Here is a 14324-nt window from a genome sequence, read left to right as displayed (position 1 = left end):
ACCGGTCCTTGCGCCTGGCTTCTCGACTTCGCTCGAAGCGAACGATGGTGGCCGCAGCGCTAGCGCTTTCGGGTTGCGTAACGGCGCAAACGCCGCCCACCGGCCTCGACCTCAAGGGCGGCAGCTATCTGATTGTCGACAACTCCACCCCGACCGTCCCGGCGACAATGCAATATCTCTACGGCTCGGGCGAAGGCGCGGCGATCAGCGCACAGGCATGGCGTGCGCTGGTCAACTATGTCGGATCGGAAGCGCGCGGCGACTCCGCGAACTCCGCGGTCCTTGCGCGCGATGCGACGCTCGCCGCGCCAAGATGGATCCCTTGCGGCACCAAGCCAAGGGCAGCGGTGTTCGACGTCGATGAAACCGTCCTGCTCAATCTCGGCTTCGAATATAACGACGCCGCCCGCCCCGCCCCCTATGACGAGGCGCGCTGGCAGGCATGGGAGAAGACCGGGGCGACGCAAGTTGCAGCGGTTCCGGGCGCGGTCGAGGCGCTGAACGATCTGCGCAAGATGGGCGTGACGGTGGTGTTCAATTCCAACCGGTCGGCCGGCAACGCCGCGCAGACCGCGGCCGCGATCACCGGCGCGGGACTCGGCTCGGCCGTGCATGGCGAGACCTTGTTCCTTGCCGGCGACGACGCGACGGGAAGCAAGAAAGACGGCCGCCGCGCGACGATCGCCGCGAAATATTGCGTCGTCGCGATGGGTGGCGACCAGCTCGGCGATTTCAGCGATCTGTTCAACGCCGGACTCGCGCCAGCGCCGCGCCGCGCGGCCGTGATGTCCGGTGCGATCTCGGCCAAATGGGGCGCGGGCTGGTTCGTATTGCCCAACCCGGTTTACGGCAGCGCGTTGAAGGGTGGCTTCGAGGACGTGTTCCCGCTCGAAAAGCGCTGGTCCCCGCCAGCCAGTTCGCAGGAGGCAAAATGACCGGCAAGCCCGTTCCGATCGACCTCGTTCCCTATGCCGACCTGCTTGAGGGATCGCGTGAATTCCTGCGCGTCTGGGCAAGCGAAAACGGGCCGGTGACCTGCTTCATCAATCCCGTGCCGATCGGCGCGGACCCCGCCGCGTTCGGCATCGCGCTGGTCGATTGCGTGCGCCACGGCGCGATCACCTATGCGCGTGCGACCGGGGTCAGCGAAGCCGAGGCGCTCGAGCGTATCTGGCTCGGCCTCGATGCCGAGCGTGCCAATCCAACCGATGTCGCGACCCCCGTGCCGGGCGCCAACAAGGAGCTGAACTAGATGGCCCAGGAAACCAAAGGCTGGACCCGCGACGACATGGCGGCGCGCGCGGCGCGCGAGCTGCAGGACGGTTATTATGTCAATCTCGGCATCGGCATCCCGACCTTGGTCGCAAACCATATCCCGGAGGGTGTGACGGTCACGCTGCAGTCGGAAAACGGCATGCTCGGCATCGGCCCCTTCCCCTTCGCGGGGGAGGAAGACGCCGACCTGATCAATGCCGGCAAGCAGACGATCAGCGAATTGCCGCAAAGCGCCTATTTCAGCTCGTCGGACAGCTTCGCGATGATCCGCGGCGGGCATATCGACCTCACCGTGCTCGGCGCGATGGAAGTCGCGGAGAATGGTGACATCGCCAACTGGATGATCCCGGGCAAGATGATCAAGGGCATGGGCGGCGCGATGGATCTGGTCGCCGGCGTCAAGAAGATCATCGTCGTGATGGAGCACAATTCCAAGGCCGGCGACCCGAAGTTCATCCCGGCCTGCACGCTGCCGCTGACCGGCAAGAACGTCGTCGACATGATCATCACCGACCTGGCCGTATTCCAGCGGCCCGACCATGACAGCCCGTTCAAGCTGATAGAGATCGCGCCGGGCGTGAGCGCGGACGAGGTCGCGGCAAAGACGACTGCACATTATCTGACTTGAGGGCTCCATGGCGCTGATCCTGGTTACGGCAAATCGCAATTATTCGAGCTGGTCGCTGCGACCCTGGGTGCTGATGAAGGCACTGGGCATCGCGTTCGAAAACCGGATCGAGCCATTCGCCGCGAGCGACAATTATAGCGCGTTTCGCGCCTTCTCGCCCACCGGCCAGGTGCCGGCGCTGATCGACGGCGACCGCACGGTGTGGGATTCGCTGGGCATCACGCTGTATCTGGCGGATCGTTTCGACAGCGTCTGGCCGACCGATGAAGCGGCGCGAGCCTGGGCGATCTGCGCCGCGGCGGAGATGCATGGCGGGTTCAGCGCGCTACGCAACGATTGCACGATGAATGTCGGGGTGCGCGTCACGCCGAAGCCGGCTTCGCCGGCGCTGGCACGGCAAATCGCGCGGCTTGGCGAGCTGTGGGCGGAGGGGATCGACCGCTTCGGCGGCCCATGGCTCGCCGGTGCCGCGTTCACTGCCGTCGATGCCTTCTACGCGCCGGTCGCGTTTCGCGTGCGCACCTATGGGCTGGATGTCGGCGCGGCGGGCCAGGCCTGGGTTTCGCGCATCCTCGACCATCCGGCGATGCGGCAATGGGAAGCCGAAGCGCTCGCCGAAAGCTGGCGCGAGGCGGATCATGAGGCCGAACTGGCCGCCGCCGGCACGATCACCGCCGATTACCGCACCGGCTGATGCGCGTCCTGCTCACCGGGTCGAGCGGCTGGCTGGGGCGCTATCTCGCGCCGCGATTGCGCGTGGCCGGGCATGAGGTGACCGGTCTCGATGTAGCGCCCGGTCGCGATACGGATGTGATCGGCACGGTCGCCGATCGCGCGCTGATCGATCGTGTCTTCGCCGAGCATGGAATCGAAGCGGTGATCCATGGCGGCGCGCTGCACAAACCCGACATCGTGCGCTATCCGAACCAGACATTCATCGACGTCAATGTCAGCGGCACGCTCAACCTGCTCGAGGCGGCCGTCGCCGCCAAAGCGAGCCGGTTCGTGTTCACCTCGACCACGTCGCTGATGATATCCTCCGTGATCCGCGAAGCACGGACCGACCAGGCGGTGTGGATCGACGAGAGCCTCGCGCCACTCGAGCCGCGCAATATCTATGGCGTGACCAAGCTGGCGGCCGAGCAGATCTGCCGGCTGATCCATGTCGAGCATGGTCTGCCGGTCCTGATCCTGCGCACCGGGCGCTTCTTTCCCGAGGACGACGATACGCACCTCGCGCTGTCGGGCGAGAACATGAAGGCGAACGAGCTGCTCCACCGCCGGCTGACGGTCGAGGACGCGGCCGAAGCGCATCTCGTCGCGCTCGATCGCGCACCGGAGCTTGGTTTCGGAACCTTCATCCTGTCCGCGCCGACGCCGTTCGTGCCCGGCGATGTCGAGGAGCTTAAGGCCGACGCACCGACCGTCATCGCACGGTATTTTCCCGACGCAGCCAAACTCTATGCCCGGCGTGGCTGGTCGCTCCCCGGCTCGATCGACCGGGTTTACGATGCTGGTCATGCCGAATGCGCGCTGGGCTTTCGATGCCGCACCGACTTTGCCGAGATGCTCGCCGCCTTGCGTAACGACGGCGAACTGCCGGTCGCGCACGACCCGGCCTATGTTTCGCCGAAAGAGTAAAGCGGCCGAAATTAATATCGAACGACACGCTGCGCGGTAATGTGGTGCTTCTGGGGAAACGCGGCGTTGCCTATCGCTCACAGCGGAGCTCTATTGATGGTCGGAATTCATGGTTGGCCAATATGACCAAACTCAATGATCAGTTGGGTGTAAATATGATCCCTGCCGCAATGGCTGAACTCGGCATAGTGAACAATAACCAGTTCGTGCTTCGAACTTCACTCGCCGAGTTGGCGCGTGACATTTGTTCTGGTCGGAAGCGGGTGGTGCAATTTCAGGATGATGTGTTTGCCTCGCGGTTTAATGCATATTTGCAGAACAACCTGCTGCACAAAATTGGTGAACCGGTATTCGTCCAACCCGGTTTTGGCGATATCGGCGGAATGATCGTGGATTTACGAGGGCGAGGAGAAGATTCGATTTTCTACGAACATGGCGGCTTGCGGGGCGTCAATCACAACGCGAGCACTACCGACTTACGCGAAGTTATGCGCCGGGCTGGATGGGCCATTCTCGATGGCGTCCGAGGCAAACTATTTTACGAAGAATGGGAGCGGCAAGGAGGACGATGGGCGGAAGCTGAGTAGACAGAGCATACGACGGCGAGTCATATGCGCGACGCGGTCGGTGCTCCCTGGCTCGCGACCGGCTTTCGATGCCGCACCGGCTTTGCCGAGATGCTGGCCGCGCTCCGCCGGGACGCCCCCTTGCCGGTCGCACACGATCCCGCCTACATTTCCCCCAAGGAATAATCGGGGGATTTTCCATGAAGTGGCTGCGCCGTATCGCGACCGTGCTGGTCGCGCTGATCGTGATCCTCGTCGCCATCGTCTATGGCGGCTCCGAATATGTCCTGCGGCGCGGCCATGACATGCCCCAAGTCGCTATCGCCGCGGCGACCGGTACCGAAGCGATTGCCGAAGGCGGTCGCCTGGCCCGGATTACGGGGTGCCGCGACTGCCACGGTTCCAATGGTCAGGGTACCATATTGGTCGACAGCCCCGTCTTCGGACGCGCCGTACCGCCGGCGCTGGCGCGGGTCGCAGCGCGCAGCAGCGATGCCGAACTCGCTCGCGCGATCCGTCATGGCGTGGCGCAGGACGGCAGCGCGCTCTACATCATGCCGACCGGCGCTTATGCGCATCTCGCGGACGAGGATGTCGCGCGCATCATCGCCTGGATCCGCACGCTGAAGCCGGGCGCGTCGGACACCATCGCAACGACCAGCTTCGGGCCGCTCGGCCGCGCGCTCGTGCTGACCGGCGCGCTGCCATCGAGCGTCCATACCCTGCCCGTCGCGGGCAAAAGCCGGCCGGCCGATATCGGCCGGTACATGGTCTCGATATCCTGCGCGGGCTGTCATGACCTGCACAAGGAACGCCCGTCGGACGACGGCAAACAGATCGTGCCCGCGCTCGCCACCGTCGGCGCCAGCTACGATCCCGCCGCTTTCCGGCGGTTATTGCGCACTGGTATCGGCATGACGCCACGCGATCTCGGCATGATGCGCGAGGCGGCTGTGGGCGGGTTGCGCGTGCTGACCGACAGCGAGATCGTCGCGATCCAGGCCTATCTGCGCGCCGAGGCGGAAAAGGCGCCGTCGCAATAAACGACAAGCCGCGCTTTGCCTAGGCGCAGCTTTCGACTAGAGCGCCCGGATGGCTTCCCGTCCGCTCACCCTGTACGAAAAGATCTGGTCCGCTCACGTTGTTGAACGGCGCGATGACGGCACCTGCCTGATCTATATTGATCGCCACCTCGTCCATGAGGTAACCAGCCCGCAAGCGTTCGAGGGACTTCGCGTGGCCGGCCGCAAGGTGCGCCGGCCCGACCTGACGCTGGCGGTGCCCGATCATAATCTGCCGACCACCCCACGCGTCGATGCGCTTGGGGCTATGCTCCCGATCGCCGATCTGGAAAGCGCTCAGCAGCTCGACGCGCTGCGCCGCAATACCACCGAATTCGGCATCGATTATATCGACGCGATCTCGCCCGATCAGGGCATCGTCCATGTCGTCGGACCGGAACAGGGCTTCACCCTGCCCGGCACGACCCTGGTGTGCGGCGACAGTCATACCTCGGCACATGGCGCGATGGGGGCACTCGCCTTCGGCATCGGCACCAGCGAGGTCGAGCATGTCCTCGCCACCCAGACGCTGCTGCTGACCCCGTCCAAGACGATGGAAGTGCGCGTCGACGGCACGCTCGGTTACGGCGTCTCGGCCAAGGACGTGATCCTGTCGATCATCGGCAAGATCGGCGCCGCCGGCGGCACCGGCCATGTCATCGAATTCACCGGCGAAGTGATCCGCAGCCTGTCGATCGAGGGACGGCTGACGATCGCCAACATGTCGATCGAGGGCGGCGCGCGTGCCGGTCTGGTCGCGCCCGACGAGACGACTTTCGCTTATCTCAAGGGCCGCCCGATGGCGCCCAAAGGTGCGGATTGGGACAGCGCCGTCGCCTGGTGGCGCACATTGCCGAGCGATCCGGGTGCGCGATATGACACTGTGGTCCGGCTCGACGCGACCGATATCGCGCCCGCGCTGACCTGGGGCACCAGCCCCGAGGATGTGGTGCCGATCACCGGCCATGTGCCCGACCCCGACAGCTTCGCCGATCCGGCCAAGCGTGAGGCGGCACGCAAATCGCTTGCCTATATGGGCCTGACGCCGGGCACCGCGATGCAGGGCATCGCGGTCGGCCATGTCTTTATCGGCAGCTGCACCAACAGCCGGATCGAGGATCTCCGCGCCGCCGCCGCGGTCGCCAATGGCCGCTCGGTCGCCAACGGCGTGCGCGCGCTGGTCGTGCCCGGTTCGGGTCTGGTCAAGCGCCAGGCGGAGGCTGAAGGACTCGACCGGATCTTCATCGATGCCGGGTTCGAATGGCGCGAACCCGGCTGCTCGATGTGCCTCGCGATGAACCCGGACAAAGTGCCGCCGGGCGAACGATGTGCTTCCACTTCCAACAGAAATTTCGTAGGACGGCAGGGACCCGGTGCGCGGACTCATCTGGTGTCACCCGCAATGGCGGCCGCCGCGGCCGTCACCGGTCGGTTGAGCGACGTCCGCGACCTGATGGGGGACACGAAATGAAACGCGCACTCGTATTGCTGGTCCTCGGCACCGTCCTGAGCGGCATCGCCGCTTATGCCGCCACCGCTCGCACGACGAATGAAGAGCCCGCTCGTCACGGTAAGTAAGCGAGACAAGCCCGTCCCCGCGCGCTAGATGGCGCGATCCAAGGGGAGGAATCGCCATGAAGACCGGGTTGTTTGCCGCCGTTGCCGCCATCGCACTGATGGGCCAGGCCGCCCCGCCCAAATCCGCCGTCCCTGCGCCGATCAAATTATGGCGGCTCGATTGCGGCACCGTTTCGGTCGGTGACCTCAACGCCTTTTCCGACACCATGGCCTATACCGGGAAGACCAGCGAGCTGGTCGCCAGCTGCTATCTGATCAAGCATGGCGACACCTATCTGCTATGGGACGCGGGCCTGCCCGCATCGATGAAGGGCAAGGCGCTCGATCGCAAGGCGGCGATGGATGCCACCGTCACGAAGACGATCGTCGAGCAGCTCACCGAGCTGGGGCTGAAATCGGCGGACATCGCGATGGTCGGCGTCAGCCATTACCATTTCGACCATATCGGCCAGCTCGACAGTTTCCCGGGCGCGAAGCTGTTGATCGGCAAGGGCGATCTCGACGCCGCCAAAGCGGGCGCTCCCGGCGTGAACCCGGCGCCCTTCGCCCCGTGGATCAAGGGAACGGCAAAGTCCGAGGGCGTAACCGGCGACAAGGACATCTTCGGCGACGGCAGCGTGACGATGATCGACCTCCCCGGCCATACGCCCGGGCATCACGCGTTGCTGGTGCGGTTGAAGGATCGCGCCTTCCTGCTCTCCGGCGACACCGCGCATTTCCAGGCGAATTACGACACGAACGGCGTACCGACCTTCAACTATAACCGTGCCGACACGCTTGCCTCGCTCGACCGATTCAAGGCGCTGGCGAAGAATCTCAAGGCGGTCGTGATCATCCAGCATGAGGCGGCCGACGTCGCCAAGCTGCCCGCGTTTCCGAAAGCCGCCGAATAATGGAACCCGTCACGCAAGTTTCCGGCCGCGCTTACCCCTGGGGCGCGAAGAATATCGACACCGATGTGATCATCCCGGCGCACTGGCTGAAGACGATCACGCGCACCGGCCTCGGCAAGGGCGCGTTCGAGACCGTGCGCGCGCAAGAGGATAATATCTTCGACGACCCGCGCTACGCCGGCGCGCCGGTGTTGATCGCGGGCGACAATTTCGGTTGCGGGTCGAGCCGTGAACATGCCGCCTGGGCGCTGGTCGATATGGGCATCGCGGCGGTGATCGCGCCGAGCTTCTCCGACATCTTTTCCGGCAACGCCTTCAAGAACGGCATCGTACCCGTCGTCCTGCCGCAGGATGCGATCGACCGGCTGATCGAGGTTGCGAAAACCGACACCATCACCGTCGACCTGGAAACGATGACCGTGACCACGCCGTTCCAGGACCGCTTCCCCTTTCATCTCGACGCATTCCGTCGCCAATGCCTGATGGAGGGGCTGGACGAAGTCGGCCTGACACTGGCAAGGGATACCGAGATTTCGAAATATGAAGCCGGGGTGGACGAACACCGGCCCTGGATGAGCGGAGAACGGAGACATGCGGGCATTGTTGTCGAAAGCGCCGGGCGGACCTGAAACACTAACCATCGACGAACTACCCGATCCGGTCGCCGCCAGGGGGCAGGTGATCGTCGCGGTCAAGGCGTGCTCGATCAACTATCCCGACGTCCTGATCATCGAGGACAAATATCAGTTCAAGCCGCCCCGCCCGTTCGCGCCGGGCAGCGAGATTTCCGGCGTGATCGAAAGCATCGGCGAAGATGTGTCCGGCTGGGCGGTCGGCGACCGCGTGATCGCGACCACCGGTTCCGGCGGGCTGGTAGAAAAGGCCGCGATCAACGCGACAAGCCTGTTCCGCCTGCCCGAAGGACGTAGTTTCGAAGAAGGCGCGTCGTTGCTGCTGACCTATGCCACGACGATTCATGCGCTGCTCGATCGCGGGCATCTAGGCGAGGGGCAGACCCTGCTGGTGCTCGGCGCGGCGGGCGGCGTTGGCCTCGCCGCGATCGAACTTGGCAAGGCGTTCGGCGCGCGGGTCGTCGCGGCCGTATCCTCGGAGGAGAAAGCGGCTGCCGCCAGGGAAGCCGGCGCCGACGTCACGCTCGTCTATCCGCGCGCACCATTCGACAAGGAACAGTCCAAGGCGCTTGCCGATCAATTCAAGGCGGCGCTCGGCGCGGGTGGCGCGGACGTGGTCTATGATCCGGTCGGCGGGGACTATGCCGAGCCGGCGCTGCGCTCGATCGCCTGGGAGGGGCGCTATCTCGTGGTCGGCTTCCCCGCCGGCATCCCGAAACTGCCGCTCAACCTGACCCTGCTCAAGAGCTGCGATGTATGCGGTGTGTTCTGGGGCGCCTTCGCCGCACGCGACCCAAAGGCCAATACCGCGCATATCGAGCGCTTGTTCCGCTTGTGGAAGGACGGCCAGATCGCCCCGCGCGTGACCGAGGTCTTCGCGTTCGAAGACGGCGGCAAGGCGATCGCCAAGATGGCCGCACGCGGTGCGATCGGCAAACTGGTGGTGAAGGTCGCCGACTGACGCCGGGTCTCGCGCTGGCGGTTATTTACAGGGGGTAGAATGCCGGGTGGACTCGTAGCGCTCCTGGACGACATAGCGGCTCTCGCCAAACTGGCCGCGGCCTCGGTCGATGATGTTGCCGCCGCCGCCAGCCGCGCCGGCGTCAAGGCGGCTGGCGTCGTGATCGACGATACGGCGGTCACCCCGCGTTATGTCGTCGGCCTGCCGCCCAGTCGCGAATTGCCGATCATCTGGAAGATCGCGCTCGGCTCGCTGCGCAACAAGCTGTTGTTCATCCTGCCCGCCGCCCTGGCGCTCAGCGTGTTCGCCCCCTGGGCGGTCACGCCGATATTGATGCTCGGCGGCAGCTATCTCTGCTTTGAGGCCAGCGAAAAGATCTTCGAAGCACTGAGCGGTACGCATCACGCAGCGGAGGTCGCCACGATCGACGATCCGGCCGAACTCGAGGCGCGCCAGGTAAGCGGCGCGGTGCGAACCGATTTCATCCTGTCGGCCGAAATCATGGCCATCGCACTTGGCGACTTGCCCGATCTGTCGTTGGGGGTACGCGCCGCCGCGCTCGGTGCGGTGGCCATCGCGATTACCGTCGCTGTCTATGGCGTGGTCGCGCTGATCGTGAAAATGGACGATATCGGCCTTCATCTCAGCCGCCGTTCCACCGCCGCGCTGCGCATGGTCGGCCGGGGCCTGGTGGCCGCGATGCCAGTGCTGCTCCAGGCGCTGTCGCACCTAGGCGTCGCGGCAATGGTGTGGGTCGGTGGCGGCATCCTGCTCCATGGTCTGGAGGAATTCGGCCTGGGGGCGATCCCGCGCGCGGTTCATCACCTGGCCGAGGCCACCGCGCATGCCTCCCCTGTTGCGCAAGGGGTAATCGAGTGGCTGGTGAGCGCGCTGGGCGCGGCGTTGGCAGGATTGATCGTGGGCGGTGCAATCGTCGGTTTCCTGCACCTTCTGCCGCGCAAGCGGACGCCGTCGGCGGAGGAGCACGCCTGAGGAACGAGTCCTGGGAGCGGGCTGCCTCAAGGCCGACCTCTTATCCCCCACGGCTTCCACGACCCCGGACGCATCTCCCGATCATGCCGTGCCCGCGCGTCCAGCCCCTTCCCTTCGTCCGTCCCCTTCCCTATCTCCCAAGGCGAGACAAAGGCCCAAGGGGACGAACCGGATGACGACCTTCGACGATCGCGAGCGCGCGTTCGAGACCAAATATGCGCGTGACGAGGAGATGCAGTTCCGTGTCACCGCGCGGCGTAACCGCCTGCTTGGTCATTGGGCCGCGGTCCAGATGAAGCTGACCGCGGAAGAGGCCGATGCCTATGCCAAGGCGGTCGTACAGGCGGATTTCGAGGAAGCCGGCGACGAGGATGTGATCCGCAAGCTGGTCAGTGACCTGACCGCGGCCAATGTCGAGATCGACGAAGGTGCCGTGCGCCGCGCGATCGAGGAACACACGATCGAAGCGCGCCGCCAGCTGATGCAGGCGCAATAGCGGGATGGCGATGGCGGCAACCGAGATCGAGGCATTGATCGTCGCAGGAATCCCCGATGCGACGGTCGAGATTACCGATCTGGCCGGCGATGGCGACCATTATGCCGCGCGCGTCGTCGCCGAAAGCTTTCGTGGCGTTTCGCGCGTCGAACGTACCCGTCTGGTCTATGCTTCGCTGGGCGGGCGGATGGGCGGCGAGCTTCACGCGCTTCAGCTGACCACGGCGGTTCCTGAACCCCGCATTTAAAATGGGATGATAACGATGACTGACGACTCCCAAGCCCGTATTGCCGATCTGGTCGGCAAGAGTGACGTCCTGTTGTTCATGAAGGGCAGCCCGCTTTTCCCGCAATGCGGCTTTTCGAGCCGCGCAATCGCGATCCTGCAGCATCTGAACGTCGAATTCGACAGCGTCGATGTGCTGCAGGACCAGGGTGTCCGCCAGGGCATCAAGGCCTTTTCGGACTGGCCGACCATTCCCCAGCTCTATGTGAAGGGTGAATTCGTCGGCGGATCGGACATCATGATGGAGATGTACGAATCCGGCGAGCTCGCGCAGCTGTTCGAGGACCAGGGTGTCGCGAACGCCGAATGAGCGCTTTAGCGCCGATAATCGTAAGAGAATTTTGTGAAGAGCCGGGGCGGGCGGACCCAAGCGAGATCGGAGAAGCTCGGGTCCGCCCTGCTGAAGCGTGAAAAACGCTCGGCGTATCCATAGCGTAGCAGGCGGTGTGCCAGTTTTCCCGCCAGCGCGAAAAACCGCGGCAGACGATGGTTAACGAGCCGGGCACGCCCGTCCGCTGTGTAAGCTTTGCCGACAGTTTCACCGCTCTACCCAAGTCTCGCGCCGCTCGCTAAACCGCCGTCATGACGAATTCGCGTACCGGCGGCCATATCCTGGTCGATCAGCTTGTCGCACAGGGCTGCGACCGCATCTTCACCGTGCCTGGCGAGAGTTTCCTCGCGGTGCTCGACGCGCTGCACGACACACCCGAGATCGATGTCGTGGTGTGCCGTCAGGAGGGCGGCGTCGGCTTCATGGCGTGCGCCGATGGGGCAATGACCGGACGGCCCGGCATCGCTTTCGTCACGCGCGGGCCGGGCGCGACCAATGCGTCGATCGGCGTGCATGTCGCGATGCAGGATTCGCAGCCGATGATCCTGTTCATCGGCGATGTCGATCGCGGCACCAAGGACCGCGAGGCGTTCCAGGAGATCGATTTCACGGCGATGTTCTCGCCCATCGCCAAATGGGCGGCGAAGATCGACGATGCCGCGCGCATCCCGGAATATATCGCGCGCGCCTATGCGACGGCGTTGAACGGGCGGCCCGGCCCGGTCGTGCTGGCGCTGCCCGAGGATATGCTGCTCGATATGGTTGAGGCGGTCGATCGGCCACGCGTGGAGCGAGCCGTCCAGGCATGCGATCCGATTCAGATGTGTAACCTCGGCGGGCTGATTGGCAGCGCCGAGCGGCCGCTCGCCATTATTGGCGGTGCAGGATGGGACAAGGCAGCCGCCGGCGATTTCGCGCGATGGGCCGAACGCAGCGGCGTCCCCGTCGCCGCAGCCTTTCGCCGCCAGGATGCGATCGCCAATGAATGCGGAGTCTGGGCCGGCAATCTCGGCTACGGCCCCAACCCGAAGCTGGTGGCGCGCGTCAAGGCGGCCGATCTGTTGCTGGTCGTCGGGCCAAGGCTCGGCGAGGCGACCACCGACGGCTACACGCTGATCACGCCCGACCATCCGGGTCAGACGCTCATCCATGTCCATCCCGATCCGAACGAACTCGGACAAACCTATCGTGCAGATCTCGCGATTTGCGCTGGGATGGCCGAATTTGCCGGTGCGGTGCTTGCGATCGATATCGAACCGCTGTCGGCGGGCGCGGAAGCGCATGACGATTATCTCGCCTGGTCCACCCCTGCACCGCGCGACATCAAGATGGACCTCGGCCCGTGCGTCGCGACGATGCGCGACACGCTCCCCGCCGACACGATCATCTGCAACGGTGCGGGCAATTATTCGGGCTGGTGGCATCGCTATTGGCGCTATGCCGGACCGACCTGCCAGCTTGCGCCGACCGCCGGCGCGATGGGTTATGGCGTACCGGCGGCGACGGCGGCGGCGCTGCGCCATCCCGACCGGATGGTGGTCGCGCTGGCCGGCGACGGGTGTTTCCTGATGAATGGCCAGGAACTCGCCACCGCGGTCGCGCACGGCGCGAACATGCTGGTGCTGGTGATCGACAACAGCACTTATGGCACGATCCGTATGCATCAGGAGCGGGAATATCCTGGCCGGATTTCGGCCACGCGGTTGCAGAATCCGGACTTCGCCGCGCTCGGCCGGGCTTATGGCTGCTGGGCGGAAACGATCGAGACCACGGCCGAATTCGCAACCGCGCTCGACCGCGCGATGGCGCAGACCGGCGTGCGCCTATTGCATATCAAGACCGATATCGAGGCGATCACCGCCGGCACGACGATCACGGCGCTGCACGGCGGTTAAGCAGTAAAGGCGGTCGATCTCCGTACCCCGCCTTGCGTCACCCCAGCGCAGGCTCGGGTCTCCAGCTTGGAGCGCCCGCGTGCCCAACGCCTGAGATGCCAGCCTTTGCTGGCATGACGGCTGTTACGAAGCACGCCGCCCCGGTTGCCCGGAGCGGCGTCTTTGAAGCGGTATGTCGACGATCAGATATCGTCGCCAAGCGCACCCTTGACCTTGCCGGCGAGCTGCTGCGCCTTGCCTTTGACTTCCTGGCCCGCGCCTTCGTCGCGCGTGTTCGGATTGTCGCTCTTCTGCTTGGCCTTGCCGATCGCTTCGTTCACATTGCCTTTGATCTTGTCGACGAGTTCACCCATGGTAACCTCCTGAAATACAGCCCGTTGACGCCGGGGGTCGGCGACTTTGGGACTTGGGGGAAGAACGGATGAGCGGGGGAGCGGTTCCCGGTGTCTCGATGGGATTCGACGAGATGGGCCGTGCCTGACGGCAGTCGCGCGACCGGTTTCCCCGGCCAGATCTGGATCGACCGCTTTTGCGTCGCGCTACCCAAAGGCGGCACCATCCTCGATCTGGGCTGCGGCGGTGGTGAACCGGTTGCACGTTACCTGATCGACCATGGCTATCGTTACACAGGCGTCGATCGGGACCCGGCGATGATCGAGCTGGCCCATACCAGATTTCCCCGCGATACGTGGATTTTGGGGGATATGCGCACGCTCGCGATCGACGGACCGTTCGAAGGCGTCATCGCCTGGAACAGCCTGACGCAGCTGTCCCGCTCCGATCAGGCGGACATGGTCGAACGCGCAGCGTTGCGGCTGAAACCCGGCGGGCGGCTGTTGTTCAACGCCGAACCCCGCATCGGCGGCGACACCAGCGAGTATCGCAGCGGGTCGCTCTGCGCCGCAGATTTGAGCTCGGCGGACTATAGCGCGGCAATCGCGCGTTGCGGCCTGATCGAGATGGCGCATGTCGCACAGGACCCGGCCTGTGGCGGCGCGGGTGTGTGGCTCGCGCGCAAACCCTAGAGTCTGTTTGAAACTGCGCTGAAGGCGCATTTTGCGGTGCCTTCAAAACTCGCTCTTCCGCGAG

General features: G+C 64.7%; 19 protein-coding genes. 18 read left to right on the top strand and 1 reads right to left on the bottom strand.

Annotated elements, in window-relative coordinates; translation table 11 throughout:
• Positions 1-44 precede the first annotated feature (44 nt).
• The 17 genes from ACVWZA_RS17385 to ACVWZA_RS17305 all read left to right on the top strand — a co-directional run bounded on the left by ACVWZA_RS17385 (position 45) and on the right by ACVWZA_RS17305 (position 13235).
• Positions 45-935 carry an HAD family acid phosphatase gene (locus ACVWZA_RS17385; RefSeq protein WP_457312551.1) on the top strand — a complete coding sequence of 297 codons (891 nt, stop codon included), beginning with the start codon at positions 45-47 and terminating at the stop codon, positions 933-935.
• On the top strand, positions 932-1252 hold the full coding sequence (locus ACVWZA_RS17380) for a DUF5076 domain-containing protein (RefSeq protein ID WP_457312549.1): 321 nt from the start codon (positions 932-934) through the stop codon (positions 1250-1252). The genes ACVWZA_RS17385 and ACVWZA_RS17380 overlap by 4 nt, the downstream gene beginning before the upstream one ends.
• A complete protein-coding gene (locus ACVWZA_RS17375; protein WP_457312547.1) occupies positions 1253-1903 on the top strand; it encodes a CoA transferase subunit B in 651 nt (216 codons plus the stop codon).
• A gap of 7 nt (positions 1904-1910) precedes the next feature.
• Positions 1911-2597, top strand: coding sequence for a glutathione S-transferase family protein (locus ACVWZA_RS17370; RefSeq protein WP_457312545.1), 687 nt, complete (start codon positions 1911-1913; stop codon positions 2595-2597).
• Entirely contained in the window at positions 2597-3544 is a 948-nt protein-coding gene (locus ACVWZA_RS17365; protein ID WP_457312543.1) for an NAD-dependent epimerase/dehydratase family protein, read from the top strand. Before ACVWZA_RS17370 ends, ACVWZA_RS17365 begins: the two co-directional genes overlap by 1 nt.
• A gap of 122 nt (positions 3545-3666) precedes the next feature.
• Entirely contained in the window at positions 3667-4131 is a 465-nt protein-coding gene (locus ACVWZA_RS17360; RefSeq protein ID WP_457312541.1) for a hypothetical protein, read from the top strand.
• Between the two features lie 24 nt (positions 4132-4155).
• Positions 4156-4296 carry a hypothetical protein gene (locus tag ACVWZA_RS17355; protein ID WP_457312539.1) on the top strand — a complete coding sequence of 47 codons (141 nt, stop codon included), beginning with the start codon at positions 4156-4158 and terminating at the stop codon, positions 4294-4296.
• 14 nt (positions 4297-4310) lie between these two features.
• Complete coding sequence (locus ACVWZA_RS17350; protein ID WP_457312537.1) at positions 4311-5153, top strand: c-type cytochrome; 843 nt, start codon at positions 4311-4313, stop codon at positions 5151-5153.
• A gap of 49 nt (positions 5154-5202) precedes the next feature.
• On the top strand, positions 5203-6642 hold the full coding sequence (gene leuC / locus ACVWZA_RS17345; protein ID WP_457312535.1) for a 3-isopropylmalate dehydratase large subunit: 1440 nt from the start codon (positions 5203-5205) through the stop codon (positions 6640-6642).
• Positions 6643-6805: 163 nt separating this feature from the next.
• Positions 6806-7642: an N-acyl homoserine lactonase family protein gene (locus ACVWZA_RS17340; protein WP_457312533.1), complete on the top strand. Its 837-nt coding sequence runs from the start codon at positions 6806-6808 to the stop codon at positions 7640-7642.
• Positions 7642-8271: a 3-isopropylmalate dehydratase small subunit gene (gene leuD, locus ACVWZA_RS17335; protein ID WP_457312531.1), complete on the top strand. Its 630-nt coding sequence runs from the start codon at positions 7642-7644 to the stop codon at positions 8269-8271. Before ACVWZA_RS17340 ends, leuD begins: the two co-directional genes overlap by 1 nt.
• Positions 8234-9235, top strand: a complete 1002-nt coding sequence (locus ACVWZA_RS17330) for an NADPH:quinone oxidoreductase family protein (protein ID WP_457312529.1) — start codon at positions 8234-8236, stop codon at positions 9233-9235. Before leuD ends, ACVWZA_RS17330 begins: the two co-directional genes overlap by 38 nt.
• 39 nt (positions 9236-9274) lie before the next feature.
• Entirely contained in the window at positions 9275-10228 is a 954-nt protein-coding gene (locus ACVWZA_RS17325; RefSeq protein WP_457312527.1) for a DUF808 domain-containing protein, read from the top strand.
• Between the two features lie 172 nt (positions 10229-10400).
• A complete protein-coding gene (locus ACVWZA_RS17320; RefSeq protein ID WP_457312525.1) occupies positions 10401-10724 on the top strand; it encodes a DUF1476 domain-containing protein in 324 nt (107 codons plus the stop codon).
• Between the two features lie 4 nt (positions 10725-10728).
• The gene (locus ACVWZA_RS17315) at positions 10729-10971 is read left to right on the top strand and encodes a BolA/IbaG family iron-sulfur metabolism protein (protein ID WP_457312523.1); all 243 of its coding nucleotides are present in this window, start codon (positions 10729-10731) and stop codon (positions 10969-10971) included.
• A gap of 15 nt (positions 10972-10986) precedes the next feature.
• Complete coding sequence (gene grxD / locus ACVWZA_RS17310) at positions 10987-11319, top strand: Grx4 family monothiol glutaredoxin (protein ID WP_457312521.1); 333 nt, start codon at positions 10987-10989, stop codon at positions 11317-11319.
• Between the two features lie 272 nt (positions 11320-11591).
• Complete coding sequence (locus tag ACVWZA_RS17305) at positions 11592-13235, top strand: thiamine pyrophosphate-binding protein (protein WP_457312519.1); 1644 nt, start codon at positions 11592-11594, stop codon at positions 13233-13235.
• Positions 13236-13417: 182 nt separating this feature from the next.
• On the opposite strand, the gene ACVWZA_RS17300 is transcribed toward ACVWZA_RS17305, so the two are convergent.
• A complete protein-coding gene (locus ACVWZA_RS17300; protein ID WP_457312517.1) occupies positions 13418-13588 on the bottom strand; it encodes a CsbD family protein in 171 nt (56 codons plus the stop codon).
• A 120-nt stretch (positions 13589-13708) separates the two neighbouring features.
• On the opposite strand from ACVWZA_RS17300, the gene ACVWZA_RS17295 reads away from it, so the two are divergent.
• On the top strand, positions 13709-14260 hold the full coding sequence (locus ACVWZA_RS17295) for a class I SAM-dependent methyltransferase (RefSeq protein ID WP_457312516.1): 552 nt from the start codon (positions 13709-13711) through the stop codon (positions 14258-14260).
• The last annotated feature ends 64 nt before the right edge of the window (positions 14261-14324 follow it).

The organism is Sphingomonas sp. UYAg733 (assembly GCF_054057355.1).
The sequence above is the reverse complement of the archived record's forward strand: the minus strand, read 5'-3'. Positions and strand labels throughout refer to the sequence as shown.

What these genes read in the sequence shown, in the direction of transcription:
- ACVWZA_RS17385 (WP_457312551.1), top strand. Translation starts at nt 45, where the DNA reads ATGGTGGCCGCAGCGCTAGCGCTTTCGGGTTGCGTAACGGCGCAAACG.
- ACVWZA_RS17380 (WP_457312549.1), top strand. Translation starts at nt 932, where the DNA reads ATGACCGGCAAGCCCGTTCCGATCGACCTCGTTCCCTATGCCGACCTG.
- ACVWZA_RS17375 (WP_457312547.1), top strand. Translation starts at nt 1,253, where the DNA reads ATGGCCCAGGAAACCAAAGGCTGGACCCGCGACGACATGGCGGCGCGC.
- ACVWZA_RS17370 (WP_457312545.1), top strand. Translation starts at nt 1,911, where the DNA reads ATGGCGCTGATCCTGGTTACGGCAAATCGCAATTATTCGAGCTGGTCG.
- ACVWZA_RS17365 (WP_457312543.1), top strand. Translation starts at nt 2,597, where the DNA reads ATGCGCGTCCTGCTCACCGGGTCGAGCGGCTGGCTGGGGCGCTATCTC.
- ACVWZA_RS17360 (WP_457312541.1), top strand. Translation starts at nt 3,667, where the DNA reads ATGACCAAACTCAATGATCAGTTGGGTGTAAATATGATCCCTGCCGCA.
- ACVWZA_RS17355 (WP_457312539.1), top strand. Translation starts at nt 4,156, where the DNA reads ATGCGCGACGCGGTCGGTGCTCCCTGGCTCGCGACCGGCTTTCGATGC.
- ACVWZA_RS17350 (WP_457312537.1), top strand. Translation starts at nt 4,311, where the DNA reads ATGAAGTGGCTGCGCCGTATCGCGACCGTGCTGGTCGCGCTGATCGTG.
- leuC (WP_457312535.1), top strand. Translation starts at nt 5,203, where the DNA reads ATGGCTTCCCGTCCGCTCACCCTGTACGAAAAGATCTGGTCCGCTCAC.
- ACVWZA_RS17340 (WP_457312533.1), top strand. Translation starts at nt 6,806, where the DNA reads ATGAAGACCGGGTTGTTTGCCGCCGTTGCCGCCATCGCACTGATGGGC.
- leuD (WP_457312531.1), top strand. Translation starts at nt 7,642, where the DNA reads ATGGAACCCGTCACGCAAGTTTCCGGCCGCGCTTACCCCTGGGGCGCG.
- ACVWZA_RS17330 (WP_457312529.1), top strand. Translation starts at nt 8,234, where the DNA reads ATGCGGGCATTGTTGTCGAAAGCGCCGGGCGGACCTGAAACACTAACC.
- ACVWZA_RS17325 (WP_457312527.1), top strand. Translation starts at nt 9,275, where the DNA reads ATGCCGGGTGGACTCGTAGCGCTCCTGGACGACATAGCGGCTCTCGCC.
- ACVWZA_RS17320 (WP_457312525.1), top strand. Translation starts at nt 10,401, where the DNA reads ATGACGACCTTCGACGATCGCGAGCGCGCGTTCGAGACCAAATATGCG.
- ACVWZA_RS17315 (WP_457312523.1), top strand. Translation starts at nt 10,729, where the DNA reads ATGGCGATGGCGGCAACCGAGATCGAGGCATTGATCGTCGCAGGAATC.
- grxD (WP_457312521.1), top strand. Translation starts at nt 10,987, where the DNA reads ATGACTGACGACTCCCAAGCCCGTATTGCCGATCTGGTCGGCAAGAGT.
- ACVWZA_RS17305 (WP_457312519.1), top strand. Translation starts at nt 11,592, where the DNA reads ATGACGAATTCGCGTACCGGCGGCCATATCCTGGTCGATCAGCTTGTC.
- ACVWZA_RS17300 (WP_457312517.1), bottom strand. Translation starts at nt 13,588, where the DNA reads ATGGGTGAACTCGTCGACAAGATCAAAGGCAATGTGAACGAAGCGATC.